Raw genomic sequence first — 22,988 nt, forward strand, 5'->3', positions numbered from 1 at the left:
TCTAAGTGAATCTCGCCGGACCGGGACAGACCCCGACTGCCGGCCTGCCGATAAGGATTGCTACTCATGCGTATTGACCGCTTAACCAGCAAGTTGCAAATGGCTCTGTCCGACGCGCAGTCGTTGGCGGTAGGCCGTGACCACAACCAGATCGAGCCGGTGCATCTGATGCTCGCGCTGATCGAACAGCAGCAGGGCTCGATCAAACCGTTGCTGCTGCAGGTCGGCTTCGACCTCGGCAGTCTGCGCCAGCAGCTCAGCGATGCCGTCGATCAACTGCCGACCATCGCCAACCCCACTGGCGATGTGAACCTGTCCACCGATCTTGCCCGCCTGCTCAACAGGGCTGACGGCTTGGCTCAGAAGCGCGGCGATCAGTTCATTTCCAGCGAGCTGGTGCTGCTTGCAGCGATGGACCAGGACACCCGTCTGGGCAAGATCCTGTTGGCCCAGGGCGTATCGAAGAAGGGGCTGGAAACCGCCATCGACAACCTGCGTGGCGGCGAGAGCGTGACCGACGCCAACGCCGAGGAGTCCCGCCAGGCGCTGGACAAGTACACCGTCGATCTGACCCGCAAGGCCGAGGAGGGTAAGCTCGATCCGGTGATCGGCCGTGACGACGAGATCCGCCGCACCGTCCAGGTCCTGCAACGTCGGACCAAGAACAATCCGGTACTGATCGGCGAGCCCGGCGTGGGCAAGACCGCCATTGTCGAAGGGCTGGCCCAGCGCATCATCAATGGTGAAGTACCCGATGGGCTGAAGGGCAAGCGCCTGCTGTCGCTGGATATGGGGTCGCTGATCGCCGGCGCCAAGTTCCGCGGCGAGTTCGAGGAGCGGTTGAAGGCGGTGCTCAACGAGCTGGGCAAGCAGGAAGGCCAGATCATTCTGTTCATCGACGAGCTGCATACCATGGTCGGCGCCGGCAAGGCCGAAGGTTCCATGGACGCGGGCAATATGCTCAAGCCGGCCCTGGCGCGTGGCGAGCTGCACTGCGTGGGTGCCACCACCCTGGACGAGTACCGGCAATATATCGAGAAGGACGCAGCGCTGGAGCGGCGCTTCCAGAAGGTACAGGTGGATGAGCCCAGTGAAGAAGACACCATCGCTATCCTGCGCGGCCTGAAGGAGCGCTACGAGGTGCATCACAAGGTGGCGATCACCGATGGCGCGATCATCGCTGCGGCCAAGCTGTCGCATCGTTACATCACTGATCGCCAGCTGCCGGACAAGGCCATCGATCTGATCGATGAAGCTGCCAGCCGCATCCGCATGGAGATCGACTCCAAACCGGAGGAACTGGACCGGCTGGATCGGCGACTGATCCAGCTCAAGGTCGAGCGCGAGGCACTGAAGAAGGAAGATGACGAGGCCGCCATCAAGCGGCTGGAAAAGCTTGAAGAGGATATTGCCCGGCTGGAGCGCGAATACGCCGATCTGGAGGAAATCTGGAAATCCGAAAAGGCGGAAGTGCAGGGCACGGCCCAGTTGCAGGAGAAGATCGAACAGGCCAAGCAGGAACTGGAGAATGCCCGGCGCAAGGGTGATCTGAACCGCATGGCTGAACTGCAGTACGGCATCATACCTGACCTGGAGCGCAGCCAGCAGATGGCTGAGCAGCATGGCAAGACCGAGAACCAGTTGCTACGCAACAAGGTCACCGATGAGGAAATTGCCGAGGTGGTATCCAAGTGGACCGGTATTCCGGTATCCAAGATGCTCGAAGGTGAACGTGACAAGTTGCTGCGCATGGAGCAGGAACTGCACAAGCGGGTGATCGGTCAGCATGAGGCGGTGGTGGCAGTGTCCAACGCCGTGCGCCGCTCCCGCGCCGGCCTGTCGGACCCGAACCGCCCCAGCGGCTCCTTCCTGTTCCTCGGCCCGACCGGGGTGGGCAAGACCGAGCTGTGCAAGGCGCTGGCCGAATTCCTGTTCGACACCGAAGAGGCCATGGTGCGCATCGACATGTCCGAGTTCATGGAGAAGCACTCCGTGGCCCGCCTGATCGGCGCGCCTCCGGGCTATGTCGGCTACGAAGAAGGTGGTTACCTGACCGAAGCGGTACGCCGCAAGCCGTACTCGGTGATTCTCATGGACGAAGTGGAAAAGGCGCATCCGGATGTGTTCAATATCCTGCTGCAGGTACTGGAAGACGGCCGCCTGACCGACAGCCAGGGCCGCACCGTGGACTTCCGCAACACGGTGATCGTCATGACCTCGAACCTGGGTTCAGCGCAGATCCAGGAGTTGGTTGGTGATCCGGAAGCTCAGCGGGCGGCAGTCATGGATGCTGTCGGCCAACACTTCCGTCCCGAGTTCGTCAACCGGATCGATGAGGTGGTAGTGTTCGAGCCGCTGGGCAAGGAACAGATCGGCGGTATCGCCGAGATCCAGCTGAGCCGCCTGCGCCAGCGCCTGGCCGAGCGGGAGCTGAATCTGGAGCTGAGCGACGAGGCGCTGGAAAAACTCGTCGCCGTCGGCTACGACCCCGTCTACGGCGCCCGCCCACTCAAGCGCGCCATCCAACGCTGGATCGAAAACCCGCTGGCCCAACGCATACTGGCCGGCGACTTCGAACCCGGTGCGGTGATCAAGGCAGGCGTGGAAGGGGAGGAGTTTGTGTTCACCCGGTGAGCGGAATGGACCACCAGGGCGGGCATCAATTTCTGATGCCCGCCTGGGATTTTCGAGCACCAGCTCGACAGCTCCCCTATCAGGCAAGCCCGTTGCCGCCGCCAGCAAGATACGAGCTGGTGCTCGAATCTCCCAGGAGTTCACTCCGGTCATGTGCTCGCCCCGGGATTGTCGAGCACCAGCTCGACAGCATTTCCATCAGGCCGCGCTGATGCGCCCTTCTACTCGGGACCGACATAGGCGCTGGACCACCGCCACGCTTCTGCTGCGTGACACAACCCGGCCTTTACCGGATTCTCATGCATGTAGTTCACTGCGGTATGGAAATGTCTCTCGTCACGTATGAACCTGTCCCAGTAACCTCTAGCCCAGATGCTGCCTACCGGTATCCCTAAACCCAGGCGCTCGTTATTGTTTACAGCCCAGCGACCGCTGTAGGACTTCCAGCTTTGTACAATCCTTGGTAGCGAGTAGTGAGCCTCAATAAGGATATGCACATGGTTGGGCATGAGGCACCACGCCAATAGGCGATAACGTCGCCCGTCATGAAGCCGCAGCCCCTGAATGAATACCTCAGCCATCTGAGGGTGGGCCAAGGCGCAGCAGCCCAGGCCGCGGTCGATCCAGTATTCCATTTTTCTACGGCGTTCAACGCTTTGACGTGCCAGCGGCAAAATCCGTAGCTCCGACTTGATCTGTCTCAACCGATCAGCGGGTAGGGAGTCAGCTAAGCGGAAGGAAATGAACTGGGTGGCATCGGGCCCATCGAAGTGCGACAGCTTCCGCGAGTGATACCAGCCTTGGTAGAGGAGTTCGTCCATGACTATCGATCCAAACAGAATGATTGGATGCTTGCAAAGGTAGGCTCTGGTTACAAGGAGGTGTGCCTGTTGGAACGCATAGTTGAGAACGGGCATACATTTTACGGGGGAGAAAAGCTGTCGAGCTGGTGCTCGACAATCCCGGGAGGGGATCTCGATGAGGCTGGTGAGTGCGGACGGATTGGCATTCCTGGGAGGTTCGAGTACCAGCTCGTACCTTTTTACCAGCGGCATCGCGTTGCTTGATGGAAACGCTGTCGAGCTGGTGCGCGACAATCCCGGGAGGGAGTCTCGTTGAGGTTGGTGAGTGCGGACGGATTGGCATTCCTGGGAGGTTCGAGCACCAGCTCGTACCTTTTTAAAAGCGGTCGGTAGCCTGCGCTACCGACCGCTTTTTCTTACAGCAACATTGACCGGATATCACCCAGCAGTTCACCTAGACGCTTGGTGAACAGGGCTGCGGCGGCGCCGTTGATGGCGCGGTGGTCGTAGGACAGCGACAGCGGCAGCATCAGCTTGGGCTGGAAGGCTTTACCATCCCATACCGGTTGCATGGTTGCCCGACTGACGCCGAGGATCGCCACTTCCGGGGTGTTGACGATCGGGGTGAAGTAGGTACCCCCGATGTGCCCCAGGCTGGAGATGGTGAAGCAGGCGCCTTGCATGTCGTTGGCGCTGAGCTTCTTGTTGCGGGCCTTGTCGGCGAGTTCCGCCGCTTCGGCAGCCAGCTCCAGCAGGCTCTTCTTGTCTACATCGCGGATCACCGCAACCAGCAGACCGTCCGGCGTGTCCACGGCAAAGCCGATGTGCACGTAGTTCTTCTGGATCAGTTGCTTGCCGTTGGGCGCCAGCGAGACGTTGAAGTTCGGCTGTTCGCGCAGCAGATGAGCACAGGCCTTGAGCAGGAACGGCAGTACGGTCAGCTTGACGCCGGCCTTCTCCGCCACAGCCTTCTGGGCCTTGCGGAAGTCTTCCAGTTCGCTGATATCGGCCAGGTCGAACTGGGTGACATGGGGTACGTTCAGCCAGCTGCGATGCAGGTTGCTGGCACCGATCTGCTGCAGACGGGTCATGTCCTTCAGTTCCACTTCACCGAAGCGGCTGAAGTCGACTTCCGGTACTTGCGGGATGCCGGCACCACCGGTTGCGGCTGCGCCGCCGGTTTCCTTGCTCTTGCGCATGACGCTCTGGACGAAGCTCTGCACATCCTCCTTGAGGATACGATTGCGCGGGCCGCTACCCGATACGTCGGTCAGCTCTACACCAAACTCCCTGGCCAGCTTGCGTACGGCCGGGCCGGCATGGACCTTCTTGTTGCCACGGCTGGGCGCGCCGACCGGGGCCGGTGCGGCTTGCTTGGCGGCCGGAGCTGGAGCGCGTTCTTCCTTGGCTGGTGCTGCTGCGACTTCTTCCCTGGTTTGCTCGGCGGCGGGTGCCTGCTCGGCTTCTTCAGCCTCGCCTTCCACGCGCATGCGCAGCATCAGATCGCCGGCTTTCACTTCCTGCTCGAGTTTTACCTCGATGGCTTCGATCACACCGGCGGCTGGTGCCGGAATCTCCATGCTGGCCTTGTCGGATTCCAGGGTCAGCAGGCTCTGTTCAGCCTCGACCTTGTCGCCGACCTGCACCATCAGCTCGATGACCCGTGCACTGCCATCGCCAATATCGGGGATATTGAACGATTGCACGCTGCTTTCGGCTTTCTTCGGTGCTGGCTTCTGCGCTGGGGCAGGGGCTGCCGTTTCCTGCTTGGCCGGCTCCTGCGCTGCTTCTTCTTCAGCTTCGCCTTCGCCTTCAACGCGGATATGCATCATCAGGTCGCCGGTTTTCACTTCCTGGTCCATCTTGACCTCGATGGACTCGATGACGCCGCTGGCCGGTGCGGGGATCTCCATGCTGGCCTTGTCGGATTCCAGGGTCAGCAGGCTCTGCTCGGCCTCGACCTTGTCACCTACCTGCACCATCAGCTCGATAACGCGCGCGGTGCCATCACCTATATCGGGGATGGTGAACGACTGAACGCTGCTGCCGGCTTTCTTCGGCGCGGGTTTTTCCGCCGGGGCAGGAGCTGCTGCTTCCTGCTTGGCCGGCTGCTCGGCTTTGGCTGCTTCCTCGGGCTTCTCGTCGGCCGGCTGCTCGCCGCCCTCGATGTCCAGCTCGATCAGCTCGTCACCTTCGGACAGGCTGTCGCCCAGCTTCACCTTGATGGCCTTGATGACGCCAGCCTTGGGGCTCGGCAGCTCCATGCTGGCCTTGTCCGATTCCAGTGTTACCAGACTCTGTTCCACTTCGACGCGATCGCCGACCTGAACCAGGATCTCAATGACTTCGCCTTCGCCGCCGATGTCGGGTACCTTGATCACTTCACTCATGGCCGTCTCCTCAGCAGTTCAGCGGGTTGGTTTTGTTCGGGTCCAGACCGAAGGTGGCCTGGGCCTCGATCAGTACCTCGGGCTGCAGCTCGCCGTTCTCGACCAGCGCCGACAGGGTGGTGTAGACGATCCAGCGACGGTCGACTTCGAAGAAGTCGCGCAGCTTGCGGCGGCTATCACTGCGGCCGAAGCCATCAGTACCCAGCGCCTTGAAATTGCCAGGTATCCACTGGCGGATCTGCTCGGCATACAGCTTCATGTAGTCGGTAGCGGCGATGACCGGCCCGCTGCGCTCGGCCAGGTTCTGCTCGACGTAGGTCAGGCGCGGTGTGTCGGTCGGGTGCAGGCGGTTCCAGCGCTCCACGTCCAGGCCGTCGCGACGCAGTTCGTTGAAGCTGGTGACGCTCCAGATATCGGCGCTGATACCGTAATTCTTCTGCAGAATTTCCGCGGCTTCGCGGACTTCGCGCAGAATGGTACCGCTGCCCATCAGCTGGACATGCTGCTTGCCTTTCTCCTTGGCCTCATCGAGCAGATACATGCCGCGGATGATGCCTTCTTCCACGCCTTCGGGCATGGCCGGCTGGGCGTAGGCTTCGTTCATCACGGTCAGGTAATAGAAGATGTTTTCCTGCTCTTCCATCATCCGGCGTGAGCCTTCGCGGATGATCACCGCCAGCTCGTAGCCGTAGGTGGGGTCATAGGTGCGGCAGTTGGGGATGGTCGATGCCAGGATATGGCTGTGACCATCTTCGTGCTGCAGACCTTCGCCGTTCAGGGTGGTGCGACCAGCGGTGCCGCCGATCAGGAAGCCCTTGGCGCGGCTGTCACCAGCGGCCCAGGCCAGATCACCGATACGCTGGAAGCCGAACATCGAATAGAAGATGTAGAACGGCAGCATCGGCTGGTTGTAGGTGCTGTAGGCCGTGGCAGCGGCGATCCAGCTGGACATGGCGCCGGCCTCGTTGATGCCTTCGTTGAGGATCTGGCCTTTCTTGTCCTCGCGATAGAACATCACCTGATCCTTGTCCACCGGCTCATACAGCTGGCCGACGGAGGAGTAGATGCCCAACTGGCGGAACATGCCTTCCATACCGAAGGTACGGGCTTCGTCAGGGACGATCGGCACGATGCGCTGACCCAGTTCCTTGTCCTTCAGCATTTGCGCAAGGATGCGCACGAAGGCCATGGTAGTGGAAATTTCGCGCTCGCCGGTGCCATCGAGAATCGACTTGAGCGTTTCCAGCGGCGGAACCGGGATCGGCGTGCTGCTGACGCGGCGCTGCGGCGTGTAACCGCCCAGAGCTTCGCGGCGAGAGTGCAGGTACTTGTACTCGGGCGAGCCTTCTTCCGGACGGTAGAAGGGCAGCTTCTCCAGCTCACTGTCGTTGAGCGGAATACCGAAGCGGTCGCGGAAGGTCTTCAGGCTCTCGGTGTCGACCTTCTTGGTGTTATGCGCGATGTTCTGGCCCTGGCTGGCGCCGGTACCATAGCCCTTGATGGTCTTGGCCAGAATGACGCTGGGTTGGCCTTTGTGGTTGGTCGCCGCGTGATAGGCCGCGTATACCTTGTACGGGTCGTGGCCGCCACGGTTGAGCTTCCAGACTTCCTCATCGGACATGTCTTCGACCATCTTCTTCAATTCCGGACGGGCGCCGAAGAAGTGTTCGCGTACATAGGCGCCATCGTTGGCCTTGTAGTTCTGGTAGTCGCCGTCGACGACTTCTTCCATGCGCTGCTGCAGCAGACCGTCATGGTCGCGGGCCAGCAGCGGATCCCACAGGCGGCCCCAGATGACCTTGATCACGTTCCAGTCGGCGCCACGGAAGTTGCCTTCCAGCTCCTGAATGATCTTGCCATTACCACGCACCGGGCCGTCGAGGCGCTGCAGGTTGCAGTTGATGACGAAGATCAGGTTGTCGAGCTTCTCGCGACCGGCCAGGGAAATAGCACCCAGGGATTCGGGCTCGTCACACTCGCCGTCACCCAGGAAGCACCAAACCTTCTGCTTGCCGGGCTCAATGAAACCGCGGCTTTCCAGGTACTTCATGAAGCGTGCCTGGTAGATCGCCTGGATCGGGCCCAGGCCCATGGAGACGGTGGGGAACTGCCAGAAATCGGGCATCAGCCAGGGGTGCGGATAGGAAGACAGGCCGTTGCCATCGACTTCCTGGCGGTAGTTGGTCATCTGCTCTTCGCTGATCCGGCCTTCCAGGAACGCGCGGGCATAGATACCCGGTGAGGCGTGACCCTGGTAGAACACCAGGTCACCGCCGTGTTCCTCGGTGGGGGCCTTGAAGAAGTAGTTGAAGCCGATGTCATACAGGGTGGCGCTGGAGGCAAAGGTGGAGATGTGGCCACCCAGGTCCGGATCCTGCAGGTTGGCGCGCATCACCATGGCCAATGCGTTCCAGCGCACCATGGAGCGAATACGGCGCTCCATGAACAGGTCGCCTGGCATGACCGCTTCGTGGGTCACCGGAATGGTGTTGCGATAAGGGGTAGTGATCGCATAGGGCAGGCGGGTGCCGGTGCGGCTGGCCAATTCGCCCATGCGTTTGATCAGATATTCCGCCCGATCCTCGCCCTCGGCATCGAGAACGGATTCCAGGGCATCGAGCCATTCCTGGGTTTCGAGTGGATCGATATCATCGTGCTTCATATTGTTCTCCAGACCTTGTGGGTCCCGTGGTGGAAAAACGATTGCATGTCGGAGTGGGGTGAAGGACTCGAAAATGCAATGGTCAAGGGTGCGTGTAGTTTTACTACAAAACGAATAAGAAAACCATCCGGTCACATGAGATTCTGTAGTGAAACTACATCGGTGGCCCGGGTTTTTTCGCTGTGCTCTTTTCCATGCGCCCCGGGCGTGGCAATCTGCATCCTTCGGATGTATTCAGGATAGACCATGTCTCTTTCATTGCCGCTCACCTTGCCTGCCAGCCTGCAGCGGCTGGTGGATCATCATCTGGCACAGTGGCGGCTCGCCGTCCAGCAAGCCGGGTTGGCCTCCAGCCTGCCGCAACTCGGTGACACCTTCATGTCCGAACTGCAGCAGGTGCTGGTGGGCAGCGACTTCGTTGCCGAGCAGCTGCGCCGCGATCCGCACATGGCCTGGCGTCTGGTCGAGGGTGAGCGGCTCCGGCGTTCGCTGGCACCGGGCGAGATGGCCGAGCTGCTGGCGGAAGCGCTGGCGCCGGCGACTACCGAGGATGAACTGGCCCGGCTGCTGCGACGTTTTCGTCAGCAGCACCAGGTACGCATTATCTGGCGTGACCTGCTGCGCCATGCGGCAACCATGGAGACCACCCAGGATCTGTCCGACATGGCTGATGTTTGTCTGGAGCAGGGGTACCGCTGGCTGTATCGGCACATGAGCGAGGGCCTGGGAACACCTTGCGATCACGCTGGAGAACCGCAGCATCTGGTCGTGCTGGGCATGGGCAAGCTGGGGGCCCATGAACTGAACCTGTCCTCGGATATCGATCTGATCTTCGCCTACCCCAGTTCCGGTGAAACCCAGGGCGGTCGGCGCAGTCTGTCCAATCAGGAGTTCTTCACCCGGGTCGGACAGCGCCTGATCAAGCTGCTGGATGAGGTGACGGTCGACGGCTTCGTGTTCCGCGTGGACATGCGGCTGCGTCCCTATGGTGACAGCGGCGCGTTGGTGTTCAGCTTTAACGCCCTGGAACAGTATTACCAGAGCCAGGGTCGTGACTGGGAGCGTTACGCCATGATCAAGGCGCGGGTGGTGGCGGGCGATCAGCAGGCCGGCGCCGAGCTGCTGTCCATGCTCAAACCCTTCGTCTATCGGCGTTATCTGGATTTTGCCGCGATCGAGGCGCTGCGCAACCTCAAACAGATGATCCAGCGTGAAGTGCAACGCAAGGGTCTGGAAGACAACGTCAAGCTGGGCGCTGGCGGTATCCGCGAGGTGGAATTTATCGGCCAGGCATTCCAGCTGATCCACGGGGGCCGCGACCGCAGCCTGCAGCAACGGCCAATCCTGCCGGTGCTCGATGTGCTGGCCACCAATGTCTATCTGCCCGACGCCGCGGTGGATGAGCTGAAGGGCGCCTATCTGTTCCTGCGTGATACCGAACATGCGCTGCAGGCCATCGACGACCGCCAGACCCAGATGCTGCCCATTGATGCGCTGGGGCAGGCCCGGGTGGCGTGGGTAATGGGGTTCGATTCCTGGGCAGACTATCGCACCCAGCTGGATCTGCAGCGCAGCAAGGTGGCGCAGCATTTTGCCGGGGTGATCGCCGATCCGGACGAGGACGAAGATCAGCCGCAGCTCGATTATGAGGAATGGATGCTGCTTTGGAACGACCTGCCCGAAGCGGAGCAGGCTCAGCAGCAACTGGCCGAAGGTGGTTTCCAGGATCCCGTGCGTGCCTGGGAGCTGTTGCGTAATCTGATGGGCTCGGCGCGGGTGCGAGCCATGCAGCGCATGAGTCGTGAGCGGCTCGATATCTTCATGCCGCGGTTGTTGGGGATGGCATGCGAGCAGGAAGACCCGGACCTGGCGCTGGAACGAGTCATGCCGTTGGTCGAGGCGGTGGCGCGGCGCTCGGCCTATTTGCTGCTGCTCACGGAAAACCCCGGCGCGCTGCACGAATTGCTGGTGCTTTGCTCTGCCAGCCCGCTGATCGCCGAGCAGATTACCCGCTATCCAGTGGTGCTGGATGAGCTGTTGAACTCAGGGCGCTTGTATCGTCCGCCGGAAATCGCGGAGCTGGTGGACGAGCTGCGTCAGGAACTGGTGCGCATTCCCGAGGACGACCTGGAACAGCAGATGGAAGTGCTGCGCTACTTCAAACGTGCCCATGTATTGCGGGTGGTGGCCTCTGAGATTGCCGGGAGTCTGCCGCTGATGAAGGTCAGTGACTACCTGACCTGGACCGCCGAGGCCATTTTGCAGCAGGTGCTGGAGCTGGCCTGGAGCGATATGGTTCGGCGTCATGGCGTGCCGCGGCGGCATGATGGCAGCCCCTGCGAACTGGATTTCACCATTGTCGGTTACGGCAAGGTGGGGGGGATTGAGCTATCCCACGGGTCCGACCTCGATCTGGTATTCATCCACGACGGCGATACCGATGCGGAAACCGATGGCGCGCGCCCCCTGGATGGTGGCCGTTTCTATACCCGCCTGGGCCAGCGCATCATCCATATACTCACTGCCCAGACCACCTCCGGCGCGCTCTATGATGTGGATATGCGGCTACGTCCCTCGGGTGATGCCGGGCTCTTGGTCACCTCGCTGGATGCCTTTGCCCGTTATCAGCGTGAGCAAGCCTGGACCTGGGAACATCAGGCTTTGGTACGCGCCCGACCGCTGGCTGGGTGCCCGCGGCTGGGTGAAAAGTTCATTCGCCTGCGCGCTGACGTGCTGGGTCAGGAGCGAGAAGAGGCAAAGTTGCGCCAGGACGTGCTGAGCATGCGTCAGAAGATGCGCAACAACCTCGCCACGCAGGCCACCCATGGCGGTTTCGCCCCCGCGGCTTTCAGCGCCGAGACGCTGTTTGATCTGAAGCAGGACGCTGGAGGTATCGTTGATATCGAATTTATGGTGCAATATGCGGTTCTGGCCTGGTCGTGCCGGTACCCCGAGTTACTGCGTTTCACGGATAACATCAGAATATTGGACGGGCTGCGTGACGCCGGATTGATCGCCGGTGAGGACGTTCAGCGATTGCAGGAGGCTTACAAGGCCTACCGCGCAGCAGCCCATCGCCTGGCTTTGCAGAAGCAGCCGGGGAAAACACCTGGCGACCAGTTTCATGACTACCGACATGACATCATCCGACTCTGGCGACAATGGCTGCCAGAGGCTGCGGATGCCTGAATGACATTACATTCGAACAATGCGGCGGGCATGACCAGGCCAGAAAACGATAGGAAAGCTCCGCCAGATGCGGATGCGCAATCCTGAACCCTAGATAGATATATGAATGGAGCTGGCTGTTATGTCGATGGCTGATCGTGATGGTGTTATCTGGTTTGATGGTCAAATGGTTCCGTGGCGCGACGCCAACGTCCACGTCCTGACCCACTCGCTGCACTACGGCATGGGCGTATTCGAGGGTGTGCGTGCCTACAACACCGATCAGGGCACTGCGATTTTCCGTCTGCAGGCGCACACCGACCGCCTGTTCGACTCTGCCCACATCATGGGCATGAAGATCCCCTTCACCAAGGAACAGATCAACGAAGCGTGCCGCGCTGCGGTGCGTGAGAACAACCTGGATACCGCCTACATTCGCCCGCTGGTGTTCTACGGTTCCGAAGGCATGGGCATCCGCGCCGACAACCTCAAGGTGCATGTGGTCATCGCTGCCTGGTACTGGGGAGCCTACATGGGTGACGAGGCGCTGGAGCAGGGCATCCGCATCCGTACCAGCTCCTTTACCCGTCATCACGTCAACATCACCATGACCCGCGCCAAGTCCAGCGGTGCCTACATGAACTCCATGCTGGCCCTGCAGGAAGCCGTTTCCGCTGGCGCTGACGAGGCCCTGTTGCTGGACCCCGAAGGCTACGTGGCTGAAGGTTCGGGTGAGAACGTCTTCATCGTCAAGGACGGTGTGATCTATACCCCGGAAGTTACCGCCTGCCTGAACGGCATTACCCGCGGCACCGTGTTGAGTCTGGCCGAAGAAATGGGTATCAAGGTGATCGAAAAGCGCATCACCCGGGACGAGGTCTACATCGCCGATGAGGCCTTCTTCACCGGCACCGCGGCTGAAGTCACCCCGATCCGCGAAGTGGACAACCGCCAGATTGGTATCGGCCGTCGCGGCCCGGTCACCGAGAAGCTGCAGAAGGCCTACTTCGACCTGGTCAATGGCCGGATTCCGGCGCGCCACGAATGGCTGACGCTGGTGAAGTAAGCTGAAAGCGGCAGGCTGAAGCGGGATGTCACTGGTGTTGCGACCTTCCGCTTTCAGCCTCATGCTTTGAGCTTCAAGCTTATGAGAATTCTGATAGTTGGTCCCAGTTGGGTTGGTGACATGGTGATGGCGCAAACGCTGTTTGCCTGCCTGAAGCTGCGTCACGGCCCCGACTGCCTCATTGATGTGCTGGCGCCTGAGTGGAGCCGGCCGATTCTCGAGCGCATGCCCGAGGTCAACCAGGCCCTGAGCTTCCCGCTGGGCCACGGCGTATTGGATATCGCCAGCCGCCGACGTATCGGCAAGAGCCTCGCTGGCCAGTATGACCAGGCCATTTTGCTGCCCAATTCCCTGAAATCGGCGCTGGTGCCGTTCTTTGCCGGCATCCCCAAGCGCACCGGTTGGCGCGGCGAGATGCGTTACGGTCTGTTGAATGACCTGCGGATACTCGACAAGGAAGCCTATCCGCTGATGATCGAGCGCTTCATGGCGCTGGCCTGGGAGCCTGATCATCAACTCACGCGACCCTATCCACGGCCAACACTGCAGATCGACCCGGCCAGCCGGGAGGCGGCGCTGGCGCGCTTCGGCCTGGAACTGGACCGGCCGGTGCTGGCGCTCTGTCCCGGTGCCGAGTTCGGTGAGGCCAAGCGTTGGCCGGCCGAGCACTATGCTGCCGTGGCGGACCGCAAGGTCCGTCAGGGTTGGCAGGTCTGGCTGTTTGGCTCGAAGAACGATCATCCGGTGGGCGAGCAGATCCGTGGTCGGCTGATTCCCGGGCTGCGTGAAGAGTCCAGCAACCTGGCCGGGGAAACCAGTCTGGCCGAGGCGATCGATCTCATGTCCTGCGCCACCGCGGTGGTCAGCAACGATTCCGGCCTGATGCATGTAGCGGCGGCGCTGAACCGGCCGCTGGTGTCCGTGTACGGATCCACCTCGCCGGACTTTACCCCGCCGCTGGCCGAACAGGTTGAAGTGGTACGGCTGGGGTTGGACTGCAGCCCGTGTTTTGACCGTACCTGTCGCTTCGGGCATTACAACTGCCTGCGAGACCTTGATCCGCAGCGGGTGATCGATGCGCTGGATCGCCTGGTCGGTGATCCCCTGCCTGACCCGCAACTGTGACCGATATGCGCGTATTGCTGATCAAGACCTCCTCCATGGGAGACGTGATTCATACCCTGCCGGCGCTGACCGATGCTCAGGCCGCGCTGCCGGGCATCAGTTTCGATTGGGTGGTGGAAGAGAACTTCGCGGAAATTCCGCTATGGCACCCCGCGGTGGCCGAGGTGATTCCGGTGGCCATCCGCCGCTGGCGCAAGAGTCCGCTGAAAACCTTGCGCACCGGTGAATGGCAGCGTTTCCGGCGACGCCTGAAAAACCGCCACTATGATCTGGTCATCGATGCCCAGGGACTGCTGAAAAGTGCGCTGTTGACGGTAGGTATCAAGGCGCCGGTGGCTGGGCTGGATTCTGAATCGGCCCGCGAACCCCTGGCCAGTCGGCTGTATGATCAGACCATCAACGTACCTTGGGGGCAGCATGCCGTTGAGCGGGTGCGTCAGCTATTTGCCCAGGCGCTGGGTTATCAGGTGCCGGATAGCACCGGACAGTACGGCCTGAATCGCTCCTACCTGGCCGGCGAATATTCCGGCGAAGACTATGTGGTCTTTCTGCACGGTACTACCTGGGTCACCAAACACTGGCCCGAGCTGTACTGGAAGCAGCTGGCGGAGCTGGCGGTGGAGCGGGGCATGCAGGTCAAGTTGCCCTGGGGCAATGACGCCGAAAAGGCTCGCGCCGAGCGCATCGCCGCTGGCCTCCCAGGCGTTCAGGTGCTGCCCCGGTTGCCGCTGGCGGGTATGGCCAATATCCTTGCCGGTGCCCGCGGCTGCGTGGCGGTGGATACCGGGCTCGGCCATCTGGCCGCAGCACTGGATGTACCCACGATCTCCCTGTTCGGCCCGACCAACCCCGGCTTCACCGGCGCCTACGGCGCGGTCCAGAGCCATCTCGCCAGCGACTTCCCCTGCGCGCCCTGCATGAGCAAGAAGTGCAAGTACGAGCCCACCCCCCAAGACGCCCGCCAGTTTGACCTGCGCCGGGAATTGCCGCTGTGCTTTACCCGATTGTCGCCCGAGCGGGTTATGACTCAACTGGAAGGATTGTGGCTGGCCGAGCGTTAGGCCGTCGCAGCTTTTGGCAGGTCTATGGCGACCCGGTCGGTCGACTTCCCCTCAGCGGCGGTGCAGGACCCAATCCAATATCTATCGCAGCGAACCAGCGCCTGGGAGGGTCGAGCATTAGCTCGACCAGCGGAGCCGCCAACTACACCCGCCATCGGGCTGGTCCTCGACGGTCCCAGGAGCCGTAATCCGCGGCAGCTTGAGTTCGCCCGCTGCCCCAGCGTCCAAGCCAGCTATGCTAAACTCGCCGATTCATTTGAACTTTGTGCTTTTGCGCATATACAGCCGTCGCCCTCGCCAAGCAGATGAACACCTTGGCATTCCAGACAACGAGAGCCCTGATGCAACTGGCATTTCTTCTTTACAAATACTTCCCCTTCGGTGGTTTGCAGCGGGACTTCCTGCGGATCGCTCGGGTGTGCCAGCAGCGTGGTCATGCGATCCGTGTCTATACCATGGACTGGGAGGGGGAGCGGCCGGCCGGCTTTGATATCCGCCTGATCAAGGCTAGCGCGCTGACCAGCCACCGCCGCAACGAGAAGTTCCTCAGGCAGGTCCAGGCCGACCTCAGCCATGAGCCGGTGGATCGGGTGATCGGTTTCAACAAGATGCCCGGTCTGGATGTCTATTACGCCGCGGATGGCTGCTATGAAGACAAGGCGCAGAGCCAGCGCAGCTGGTTCTACCAGTTCGGCCCGCGCTATCGACATTTTTCTGCCTATGAGCGCGCCGTGTTTGCTCCGCAGGGGCGAACCGAGATTCTGATGATATCCGAGGTGCAGTTGCCGCTGTTCATGCAGCATTACCGTACCCCGCCAGAGCGTTTCCATCTGCTGCCACCGGGGATCTCCTCTGACCGCCGCGCACCTGACAATGCGGCGGAGATCCGCGCCGCTTTTCGCCAGGAGTTCAATCTGGGAGCAGATGACCTGTTGCTGGTGCAGATCGGCTCGGGCTTCAAGACCAAGGGCCTGGATCGGACACTCGAGGCCGTGGCGGCCTTGCCAGCCGAGCTGCGCCAGCGCACGCGCCTGATCGTCATCGGTGCCGATGATCAGGCGCCGTTTCTGCGGCAGGTTCGCGCGCTGGGCATAGCCGAGCAGGTGCAGATCCTCCAGGGGCGGGATGATGTGCCGCGTTTTCTGCTGGGAGCCGATTTGCTGATTCACCCGGCCTACAACGAAAATACCGGCACCGTGCTGCTCGAGGCGCTGGTCGCCGGGCTGCCGGTCCTGACCACGGCGGTATGCGGTTATGCGCACTACATCGAGGAGGCCGATTGCGGCCTGGTGGTGCCCGAGCCCTTCGAGCAGAGCACATTGAACAGCTGGCTGGCGCGCATTCTTGATGATCCGGAAACGCGGCAGGAATGGCAGCAGAATGCACTGGAATATGCCGAGCATGCCGACCTGTACAGCATGCCGGAGCGGGCAGCCGATGTGATTCTGGGAGAGCTGGCGTGACACTGGTGTTGAAAGAACCTTTCAAGGCACTCTGGGCCGGCCGCGATGCCTTCGCCGAGGTGGAAAACCTGCAGGGCGAGGTCTTCCGCGAACTGGAAGCGCGCCGTACCCTGCGTACCGAGGTCGACGGGCAGGGCTATTTCGTCAAGATTCACCGGGGCGTCGGCTGGCGGGAAATATTCAAGAACTGGTCCACCCTGAAGAAACCGGTGCTGGGTGCCGATCAGGAATGGGAGGCAATCGACGCGCTGACCCATGCCGGCGTGCCGACCATGACCGCGGTGGCCTTCGGCGAGCGCGGTGCCAATCCCGCCACTCGGCATTCCTTCATCATCACCGAAGAATTGGCACCGACCATCAGTCTGGAGGATTTCACCCTCCATTGGCCAAGTGACCCACCGCCGGCAGCACTGAAGCATGCACTGATTCACCGGGTGGCGGAGATGACCGGACGGATGCACCGCGCCGGAGTCAATCATCGTGACTGCTATATCTGCCACTTCCTGCTGCACACCGATGCGCCGCCGACCCCGGACAATTTGCGCTTGTCCCTGATCGATCTGCACCGGGCCCAGGTGCGGGCTGAGGTGCCGCGCCGCTGGCGTGACAAGGATCTGAGCGGGCTGTATTTCTCTGCGCTGAATATCGGCCTGACCGAGCGCGACAAGTTGCGTTTTCTGCGCACCTATTTCCAGCGCCCGCTGCGCCAGATTCTGGCCGACGAGGCGGTGCTGCTGAGCATGCTGGAGCGCAAGGCTGCGCGGTTGCAGACCCGGTTCGAGCGCAAATATGTCAAGGATGGCGGTGGAAAATGAGTCGTTGGAACCTTAACCCGGAATATGCCGTTGGGCCGACCGGGACGGCTTTCGCCACGCTGGATGCGGTGTTCGCATTGCAGGGCGAGCTGATCGCCACTGACCCGCTGAGTGAAGTCCTACGGGTGCAGGTGGGCGCGCGCTTCTATTACGTCAAACGCTACCATGGTGCCGGCAAGCATTTGCGGCGCTTCATCGGGCGCCCACGGGTCATGGCGGAGTGGCGCAACCTGCTGTATTTCCGCGCCTGGGGGATACCTGTCGCCACGGTGGTGGGCTATGGCATGGAGCGGCGCTACGGTTTTTTTCAGCGCGGGGCGCTGATTACCGAGGAGTTGCCGGGCACGCAGGATATGGCGCGTCTGGCGCGCGATAATGATCCCCGGCTGCGGGACCCGCGCTGGCTGGGGCATGTCTTGCCGCAGATTGCCCATGCCACGCGGATAATGCATGAGCACCGTTTTGCGCACAACGATCTCAAATGGCGAAATATCCTGGTAGATGGATTGCCGCTGGGCAATATCCATATGATCGACTGCCCAGGCGGGACCTTCTGGTGGGGCCCGTTTCTCGAACGACGCAAGATCAAGGATCTGGCGTGCCTGGACAAGGTCGGCAAGTACCATTTGAGCCGAACACAGAGGCTGCGCTTCTATCTGCAGTACTGCGGTCAGCAGCGACTCAAGCGTGGTGATCGCACACGCATCAGCAAGATCGTGCAGTATTTCGAGGGGCGTGAATGAATACCTCACCTTTCATTGCGGTGAATGTGTCCGATACGTTGCGACGTCATCAGCTCGATAGCTTCAATGCCCTGTGGGAGGTTGCCGCGGAGCTGGTCGACGAGCCTAATCATGGCCGGGGAGGGATTAGCAGCGTCAGCCGCCTGACGCTGGAGGATGCCAACGGTCGGCCGAAGGTCTTCTATCTCAAGCGTCAGAGTAACTATCAGATCCGTAACCTGCGCAGGCCTTTCGGGGAACCCACGGCGAGCCGCGAATTCTACAACATCGGCCGGTTTGCCGAGCGTGGCATACCCGCATTGGAAGCGGCCTTTTATGGGCAGCGGAAGGTGGAGGGCGAACTGCAGGCCATCTTGTTGACCCGAGAGGTAAAAGGTTATCTGCCGTTGGATGACTGGTTCTCCCGCTGGGATCAATTGAGCTTCCGATTGCAGCGTGACCTGATTACCGCGGCAGCATCATTGGTGGCGACGCTGCGTGAGCAGGGTGTCGTACATAACTGCCTCTACCCCAAGCACCTGTTCCTGCGGCCCACTGAAGACGGAGTTGGTGCCCGCTTCATTGACCTGGAAAAGTCCCGTGCGCATCTGTTTTCTCCTTGGGGAAACATGCGTGATCTGGATGCGCTGAACCGTCGCAGCCGGGCACCCAGCCGCACTCAGCGCCTGCGCTTTCTGCTGACCTACCTCGGCAAATCGCGGGTCGATGCGGAAGTCCGTTATTGGGCCCGCCGTGTAACGCGTCGTACTGCCAAGAAGAGCAAGAGGCGCAAATGAGTTCTACCACGGCCAGACTCCGCGACGCCGGGCGTACACCCCCAACCGATATCACGCTGACGCTTGCCGGCGGCAAGTCGCTGCAGGTCCATCGCTGGTTGCGTGTCCTGCCGGGGAAGCGTCTCGTGGGGTACGGTGAATGGGATGGGAAAAAGGTATTGGCCAAGCTGTTCATCGCCACCGGCGCCGAGCGGCACTGGCAGCGTGAAAGCGTGGGAATTCAGGCGCTGCAACAGGCGGGGATAAGCACCCCGGCTCTGTTGGATAGTGGTGACTTGCCTGGCGGCGGATATTATCTGCTGACAGAGTACCTGGCGGATGCGCAAAGTCTTCAACAACGTTGGGAGCAGTTGACGGATCAGTCGCCACACAATCCGCAGGCTTTCGCTGTTCTACAAGGCGCGCTGCAGATAATCGCGGTCATGCATGCCAAGGGGCTCTTGCAAGCCGATCTGCATTTGGGCAACTTCTTGCAGGATGGACAGCAGCTGTATGTCATCGATGGCGATGCGATCGAAGCGCAGCATTCGGGCAAGCCGCTGCCGCTGGCGGCGGTGCAGAGCAACCTCGGCCTGTTCTTCGCACAGTTGATGCCGCAATGGGATTCCCAGCTGGAGGCATTGTTGCGTGTCTACCTGGATTGCAACGCCATTGCCGGTTTGCAATCCAGGGCCCTGACGGCGGAGATCAAGGCGCAGCGACAGCGGCGGCTGGATAACTTCCTGGGCAAAACGCTGCGTGACTGCAGCCAGTTTGCGGTGACCAGATCGGGCGACCGTTTCTGCGCTGTGCTGCGCTCGGAGCAGGACGCGCTGGCATCTGTGTTGGCCGACCCCGACAGCCTGTTTGGCAGCGCCCCATTGCTCAAGGATGGTGGCAGCAGTACGGTCACGCGGGCCAACGTGGCCGGCCGCGAGCTGGTTATCAAACGCTACAACATCAAAGGGATTGGGCATTGGCTCACCCGGTTCTGGCGCCCCAGCCGCGCCTGGCATTCCTGGTTGGCCGCCTGGCGGTTGAGCTTTCTCAGCATTGCCACGCCGCAGCCGCTGGCCATGATCGAGCGGCGAATCGGACCACTGCGCCGCGAAGCCTGGCTGGTCACTGATTACTGTCCTGGTGAGAGTCTGTTCGAGCGGTTGGGACAAACAGGCGAAGCGTTACCTGATCAAGCCACCGCCGACGCCATATTGCGTATCTTCAACCAATTGAATGATGCCTGGATCAGCCACGGCGACTTCAAAGCGAGCAACTTGCTATGGCAGGAAGGCCAGGTATGGCTGATTGATCTGGATGCCATGCAGAGCCATGCAAGCGAGGCAAGCTGGCGCAGGGGGTGGGCCAAGGACAGAGCGCGTTTCGTGCGCAATTGGCCTGCCGACAGCCCGTTGGCGCAATGGCTGGAGCAAACGCTTCCTCGCTGACAAAAAGCGCGCCCTGACGCTTTCCGGTCGCGGATACTGGAGCGCTGCTTTCATCAGGCAGAAACAGGCTTATCGGTGTAGAATCACGGTTTATTTTTACCTTGTAGAGGCGAAACCGTGGCATTGACTATTCTTGGACTTTCCGGCGCTTTGAGCCACGACCCCTCAGCTGCCCTGTATATTGACGGCAAACTGATTGCTGCGGTCGAGGAAGAACGCTTTGTGCGGGACAAGCATGCGAAAAATCGAATGCCCTATGAGTCCGCAAAGTTCTGCCTCGAACAAGCCGGCATCAAGCCGGAAGACGTGGATGTCGTTGCCATTCCGTTTGCGCCCATCAGCATCTTCGAAAAGGCCCGCTGGCACTACGCCAAGCGCTATTGGTACGCACCGGATCGTTCGTTGGATGCCATCTTCATGGGCAACCGCCGCTTTCACCGCTACAAGAAACGCATCCAGTGGTGCCTGCAGCAACTGGGCTTCGATCTGAAGAAGGTCAAGCTGGAGCCGGTTGAGCATCACCTGGCCCACGCTTCCAGCGCCTACCACTGCTCCGGTTTCAAAGAGAAGACAGCGATTCTTGGCATCGACGGCAAGGGTGAATACGCCACCACCTTCTTCGGCTACGGCGAAAACGGCAAGATTCACAAGATCAAGGAATTTTACGATCCCGACTCCCTGGGCGGCCTGTATGGCGCGATTACCGAGTACCTCGGCTTCGACATGCTCGATGGCGAGTTCAAGGTCATGGGCATGGCACCCTACGGGGACGCCAGCAAACACGATTTTTCGCGACTGGCCAAGTTCGAGAACGGCGAGCTGACCATCAATACCGAATACGCCAACGTCATCGGTTTCCGTCGTTACAAGGAAAAGGGCAAGGGCTACTATTTCTCGCCCAAGCTGATCGAGTGGCTGGGGCCCAAGCGCGAAGGGGATGTGGCGGATGATCCCTACATCCATTACGCCGCCAGCATCCAGGCGCTATTCGAGAAGTTGGCCCTGGAGATGATGGACTACTACCTGGGCGACATCATCAAGGAAACCGGCCGGATTGCCTTCGCCGGTGGCTGCGCGCTGAACGTCAAACTCAACCAGAAAATCATCGCCCGGGATGAGGTGAAGGAACTGTTCGTCCAGCCCGCCGCCAGCGATGCCGGTACCGCTGTGGGTGCTGCCGCCTACGTCTCGGTGAAAAACGGCGTGCCGGTAGAGAAGATGGAACATGTTTATCTTGGCCCAAGCTATAGCAACGAAGATGTTATCGCCGCCTGCGCGCGTCACCCAAGCCAGCCGCAGTGGCAGAAGATCGACAACGTGCCCGAGCACATCGCCCAGTTGATGGTAGAAGGCAACCCGGTAGCCTGGTTCCAGGGCCGCATGGAGTTCGGCCCGCGCGCCTTGGGCGGACGCTCCATTATCGGCTGCCCGAGCGTGCCGGGTGTTGCCGATCGCATCAACGCCCAGATCAAGTTCCGCGAGCGCTGGCGTCCTTTCTGCCCGTCCATGCTCGACACCGTCGCCCCGCAGATGCTCAAGGTCGATCACCCCAGCCCCTTCATGACCTTTACCTTCGAGGTCAAGGACGGCTGGGCCGAGCGCGTACCGGAAGTCGTCCACGAAGACGGCACCTCCCGCGCCCAGGTACTGGAGCGCCGGCACAACCCGCGCTGGTATGACTTGATGCTGGAACTGGAGAAACTCACCGGCAACGGCGTGTCACTGAATACCTCCCTCAACCGCCGGGGTGAGCCGATGGTGTGTTCGCCGACGGATGCACTGAACATGTTCTATGGGTCGGATCTGGAGTATCTGATCATGGAGGATGTGTTGGTGGTGAAGGAGGGGGTAAAGAGTGTTGGATAAGCCGGTACCCTTGAGCCAGGAAGGTGAGCGACATCAGGATCAGCGCCCGGAGCTGATCTGTGTGATCATTCCTGCTTATAACTATGCGTCTTCTTTGGCGCGTGCAGCGCAGTCAATACTCGGACAGCGTGACGCCCGCACGGAGTTGTTGATTATCGATGATGGGTCGACGGACGTAACCCCTGCGGTGATCGATGCCTTGCATCTCGCCTATCCTGGACAGTTCAGAAGTATTCGCAAGGAAAATGGCGGCTTGGCCTCTGTGCGTAATCTGGGTATTCGTGAGAGTCGTGCTGACTGGCTGGTATTTCTGGATGCCGACGACGAGTTTGTACCGGGGGCTTTGGGCAAGCTGATTGAACATATCGATAATAATGCTCAAAGCCGCTTGGTCATGGGTGAACATATTTCGATCAATGCAGCAGGCAATCGACGCCGGCACCGTAATAAACCTTTACCTGGAAGTGCTTTTGAGCGGGTCAAGGGCTATTTGCTAGATAAAACAATAGGCCTTTCCAATGGCGGCTGTGCCATGCATCGGGAAGTATTCAGCATGGGTGATTATCCGGAAAGATTTCGCAACTCTGAGGATCTGCCAGTTTTCGCCCAGGCACTGGCCAATTTCCCCGTGAGTCAACTGAATGAGCCCTTGTTGCTGCTTTACAAGCATGATGACAGTTTGCGGCACCACACAGGGTATGGGCAGCAAGTTGGCCTGCAGGTTGTTGACGAGGTTTTCTCGCGCCTGCCAGAGTCCATGCAGTCAATGCGCAAGGATTTTTATGTGCAGCGCTGTCTATCGCTGTTTCGCAGTGCCTATCTGGCCAAAGAAAATACCCAGGCCAAGACTTTTTTCTTGCATGCGCTAAGGATGGACTGGCGTGTGTTGTTGAATCTGAGTTATTCCCGTAAGGCCCTGCGCATATGGCTACGCAATTGAGTGCTGCCGGGTGATATTACTTCCGGTTGAAGCCTTCTACGCATGAAAACTC

15 protein-coding genes are annotated in these 22,988 nt (G+C 60.5%); 12 read left to right on the forward strand and 3 right to left on the reverse strand.

Annotation, left to right across the window (positions count from 1 at the left end; genetic code table 11):
• Positions 1 to 66 precede the first annotated feature (66 nt).
• On the forward strand, positions 67 to 2,634 hold the full coding sequence (gene clpB, locus BM267_RS13895; protein ID WP_074780748.1) for an ATP-dependent chaperone ClpB: 2,568 nt from the start codon (positions 67 to 69) through the stop codon (positions 2,632 to 2,634).
• A gap of 221 nt (positions 2,635 to 2,855) precedes the next feature.
• Here clpB and BM267_RS13900 read toward each other — a convergent pair whose 3' ends face one another.
• The 3 genes from BM267_RS13900 to aceE all read right to left on the reverse strand — a co-directional run bounded on the left by BM267_RS13900 (position 2,856) and on the right by aceE (position 8,489).
• The gene (locus BM267_RS13900) at positions 2,856 to 3,455 is read right to left on the reverse strand and encodes an REP-associated tyrosine transposase (protein ID WP_074781116.1); all 600 of its coding nucleotides are present in this window, start codon (positions 3,453 to 3,455) and stop codon (positions 2,856 to 2,858) included.
• A gap of 398 nt (positions 3,456 to 3,853) precedes the next feature.
• On the reverse strand, positions 3,854 to 5,827 hold the full coding sequence (gene aceF / locus BM267_RS13905; RefSeq protein WP_074780745.1) for a dihydrolipoyllysine-residue acetyltransferase: 1,974 nt from the start codon (positions 5,825 to 5,827) through the stop codon (positions 3,854 to 3,856).
• A 10-nt stretch (positions 5,828 to 5,837) separates the two neighbouring features.
• Positions 5,838 to 8,489, reverse strand: a complete 2,652-nt coding sequence (gene aceE / locus BM267_RS13910) for a pyruvate dehydrogenase (acetyl-transferring), homodimeric type (RefSeq protein WP_036990721.1) — start codon at positions 8,487 to 8,489, stop codon at positions 5,838 to 5,840.
• A gap of 246 nt (positions 8,490 to 8,735) precedes the next feature.
• On the opposite strand from aceE, the gene glnE reads away from it, so the two are divergent.
• From glnE to BM267_RS13965, 11 genes are all read left to right on the forward strand, one after another.
• Positions 8,736 to 11,678: a bifunctional [glutamate--ammonia ligase]-adenylyl-L-tyrosine phosphorylase/[glutamate--ammonia-ligase] adenylyltransferase gene (gene glnE / locus BM267_RS13915; protein ID WP_074780743.1), complete on the forward strand. Its 2,943-nt coding sequence runs from the start codon at positions 8,736 to 8,738 to the stop codon at positions 11,676 to 11,678.
• Between the two features lie 121 nt (positions 11,679 to 11,799).
• Positions 11,800 to 12,723 (forward strand): branched-chain amino acid transaminase, encoded by a 924-nt coding sequence (locus BM267_RS13920; protein WP_036991180.1) that lies wholly within the window; start codon positions 11,800 to 11,802, stop codon positions 12,721 to 12,723.
• A gap of 81 nt (positions 12,724 to 12,804) precedes the next feature.
• Positions 12,805 to 13,848, forward strand: coding sequence for a lipopolysaccharide heptosyltransferase II (gene waaF, locus BM267_RS13925; RefSeq protein WP_074780740.1), 1,044 nt, complete (start codon positions 12,805 to 12,807; stop codon positions 13,846 to 13,848).
• A gap of 5 nt (positions 13,849 to 13,853) precedes the next feature.
• A complete protein-coding gene (gene waaC / locus BM267_RS13930; protein WP_074781114.1) occupies positions 13,854 to 14,909 on the forward strand; it encodes a lipopolysaccharide heptosyltransferase I in 1,056 nt (351 codons plus the stop codon).
• Between the two features lie 341 nt (positions 14,910 to 15,250).
• Complete coding sequence (locus BM267_RS13935) at positions 15,251 to 16,372, forward strand: glycosyltransferase family 4 protein (RefSeq protein ID WP_074780737.1); 1,122 nt, start codon at positions 15,251 to 15,253, stop codon at positions 16,370 to 16,372.
• A complete protein-coding gene (gene rfaP, locus BM267_RS13940) occupies positions 16,369 to 17,187 on the forward strand; it encodes a lipopolysaccharide core heptose(I) kinase RfaP (RefSeq protein ID WP_074780733.1) in 819 nt (272 codons plus the stop codon). Before BM267_RS13935 ends, rfaP begins: the two co-directional genes overlap by 4 nt.
• Positions 17,184 to 17,930, forward strand: a complete 747-nt coding sequence (locus tag BM267_RS13945; protein ID WP_074780730.1) for a lipopolysaccharide kinase InaA family protein — start codon at positions 17,184 to 17,186, stop codon at positions 17,928 to 17,930. The genes rfaP and BM267_RS13945 overlap by 4 nt, the downstream gene beginning before the upstream one ends.
• The gene (locus tag BM267_RS13950) at positions 17,927 to 18,706 is read left to right on the forward strand and encodes a lipopolysaccharide kinase InaA family protein (RefSeq protein ID WP_074780728.1); all 780 of its coding nucleotides are present in this window, start codon (positions 17,927 to 17,929) and stop codon (positions 18,704 to 18,706) included. Before BM267_RS13945 ends, BM267_RS13950 begins: the two co-directional genes overlap by 4 nt.
• Positions 18,703 to 20,130 (forward strand): lipopolysaccharide kinase InaA family protein, encoded by a 1,428-nt coding sequence (locus BM267_RS13955; RefSeq protein WP_074780726.1) that lies wholly within the window; start codon positions 18,703 to 18,705, stop codon positions 20,128 to 20,130. Before BM267_RS13950 ends, BM267_RS13955 begins: the two co-directional genes overlap by 4 nt.
• Positions 20,131 to 20,247: 117 nt before the next feature.
• A complete protein-coding gene (locus BM267_RS13960; RefSeq protein WP_074780723.1) occupies positions 20,248 to 21,996 on the forward strand; it encodes a carbamoyltransferase family protein in 1,749 nt (582 codons plus the stop codon).
• A complete protein-coding gene (locus BM267_RS13965; RefSeq protein ID WP_328586285.1) occupies positions 21,986 to 22,936 on the forward strand; it encodes a glycosyltransferase family 2 protein in 951 nt (316 codons plus the stop codon). Before BM267_RS13960 ends, BM267_RS13965 begins: the two co-directional genes overlap by 11 nt.
• Positions 22,937 to 22,988 lie beyond the last annotated feature (52 nt).

This window comes from Halopseudomonas bauzanensis (assembly GCF_900114735.1).
GTDB lineage: Bacteria > Pseudomonadota > Gammaproteobacteria > Pseudomonadales > Pseudomonadaceae > Halopseudomonas > Halopseudomonas bauzanensis.

Excerpts from the sequence above, each read along its gene's own strand:
- BM267_RS13900 (WP_074781116.1), bottom strand. The coding sequence starts at position 3,455 with ATGGACGAACTCCTCTACCAAGGCTGGTATCACTCGCGGAAGCTGTCG.
- waaF (WP_074780740.1), top strand. The coding sequence starts at position 12,805 with ATGAGAATTCTGATAGTTGGTCCCAGTTGGGTTGGTGACATGGTGATG.
- aceE (WP_036990721.1), bottom strand. The coding sequence starts at position 8,489 with ATGAAGCACGATGATATCGATCCACTCGAAACCCAGGAATGGCTCGAT.
- BM267_RS13950 (WP_074780728.1), top strand. The coding sequence starts at position 17,927 with ATGAATACCTCACCTTTCATTGCGGTGAATGTGTCCGATACGTTGCGA.
- BM267_RS13935 (WP_074780737.1), top strand. The coding sequence starts at position 15,251 with ATGCAACTGGCATTTCTTCTTTACAAATACTTCCCCTTCGGTGGTTTG.
- glnE (WP_074780743.1), top strand. The coding sequence starts at position 8,736 with ATGTCTCTTTCATTGCCGCTCACCTTGCCTGCCAGCCTGCAGCGGCTG.
- BM267_RS13945 (WP_074780730.1), top strand. The coding sequence starts at position 17,184 with ATGAGTCGTTGGAACCTTAACCCGGAATATGCCGTTGGGCCGACCGGG.
- BM267_RS13920 (WP_036991180.1), top strand. The coding sequence starts at position 11,800 with ATGTCGATGGCTGATCGTGATGGTGTTATCTGGTTTGATGGTCAAATG.
- BM267_RS13955 (WP_074780726.1), top strand. The coding sequence starts at position 18,703 with ATGAGTTCTACCACGGCCAGACTCCGCGACGCCGGGCGTACACCCCCA.
- aceF (WP_074780745.1), bottom strand. The coding sequence starts at position 5,827 with ATGAGTGAAGTGATCAAGGTACCCGACATCGGCGGCGAAGGCGAAGTC.
- waaC (WP_074781114.1), top strand. The coding sequence starts at position 13,854 with ATGCGCGTATTGCTGATCAAGACCTCCTCCATGGGAGACGTGATTCAT.
- clpB (WP_074780748.1), top strand. The coding sequence starts at position 67 with ATGCGTATTGACCGCTTAACCAGCAAGTTGCAAATGGCTCTGTCCGAC.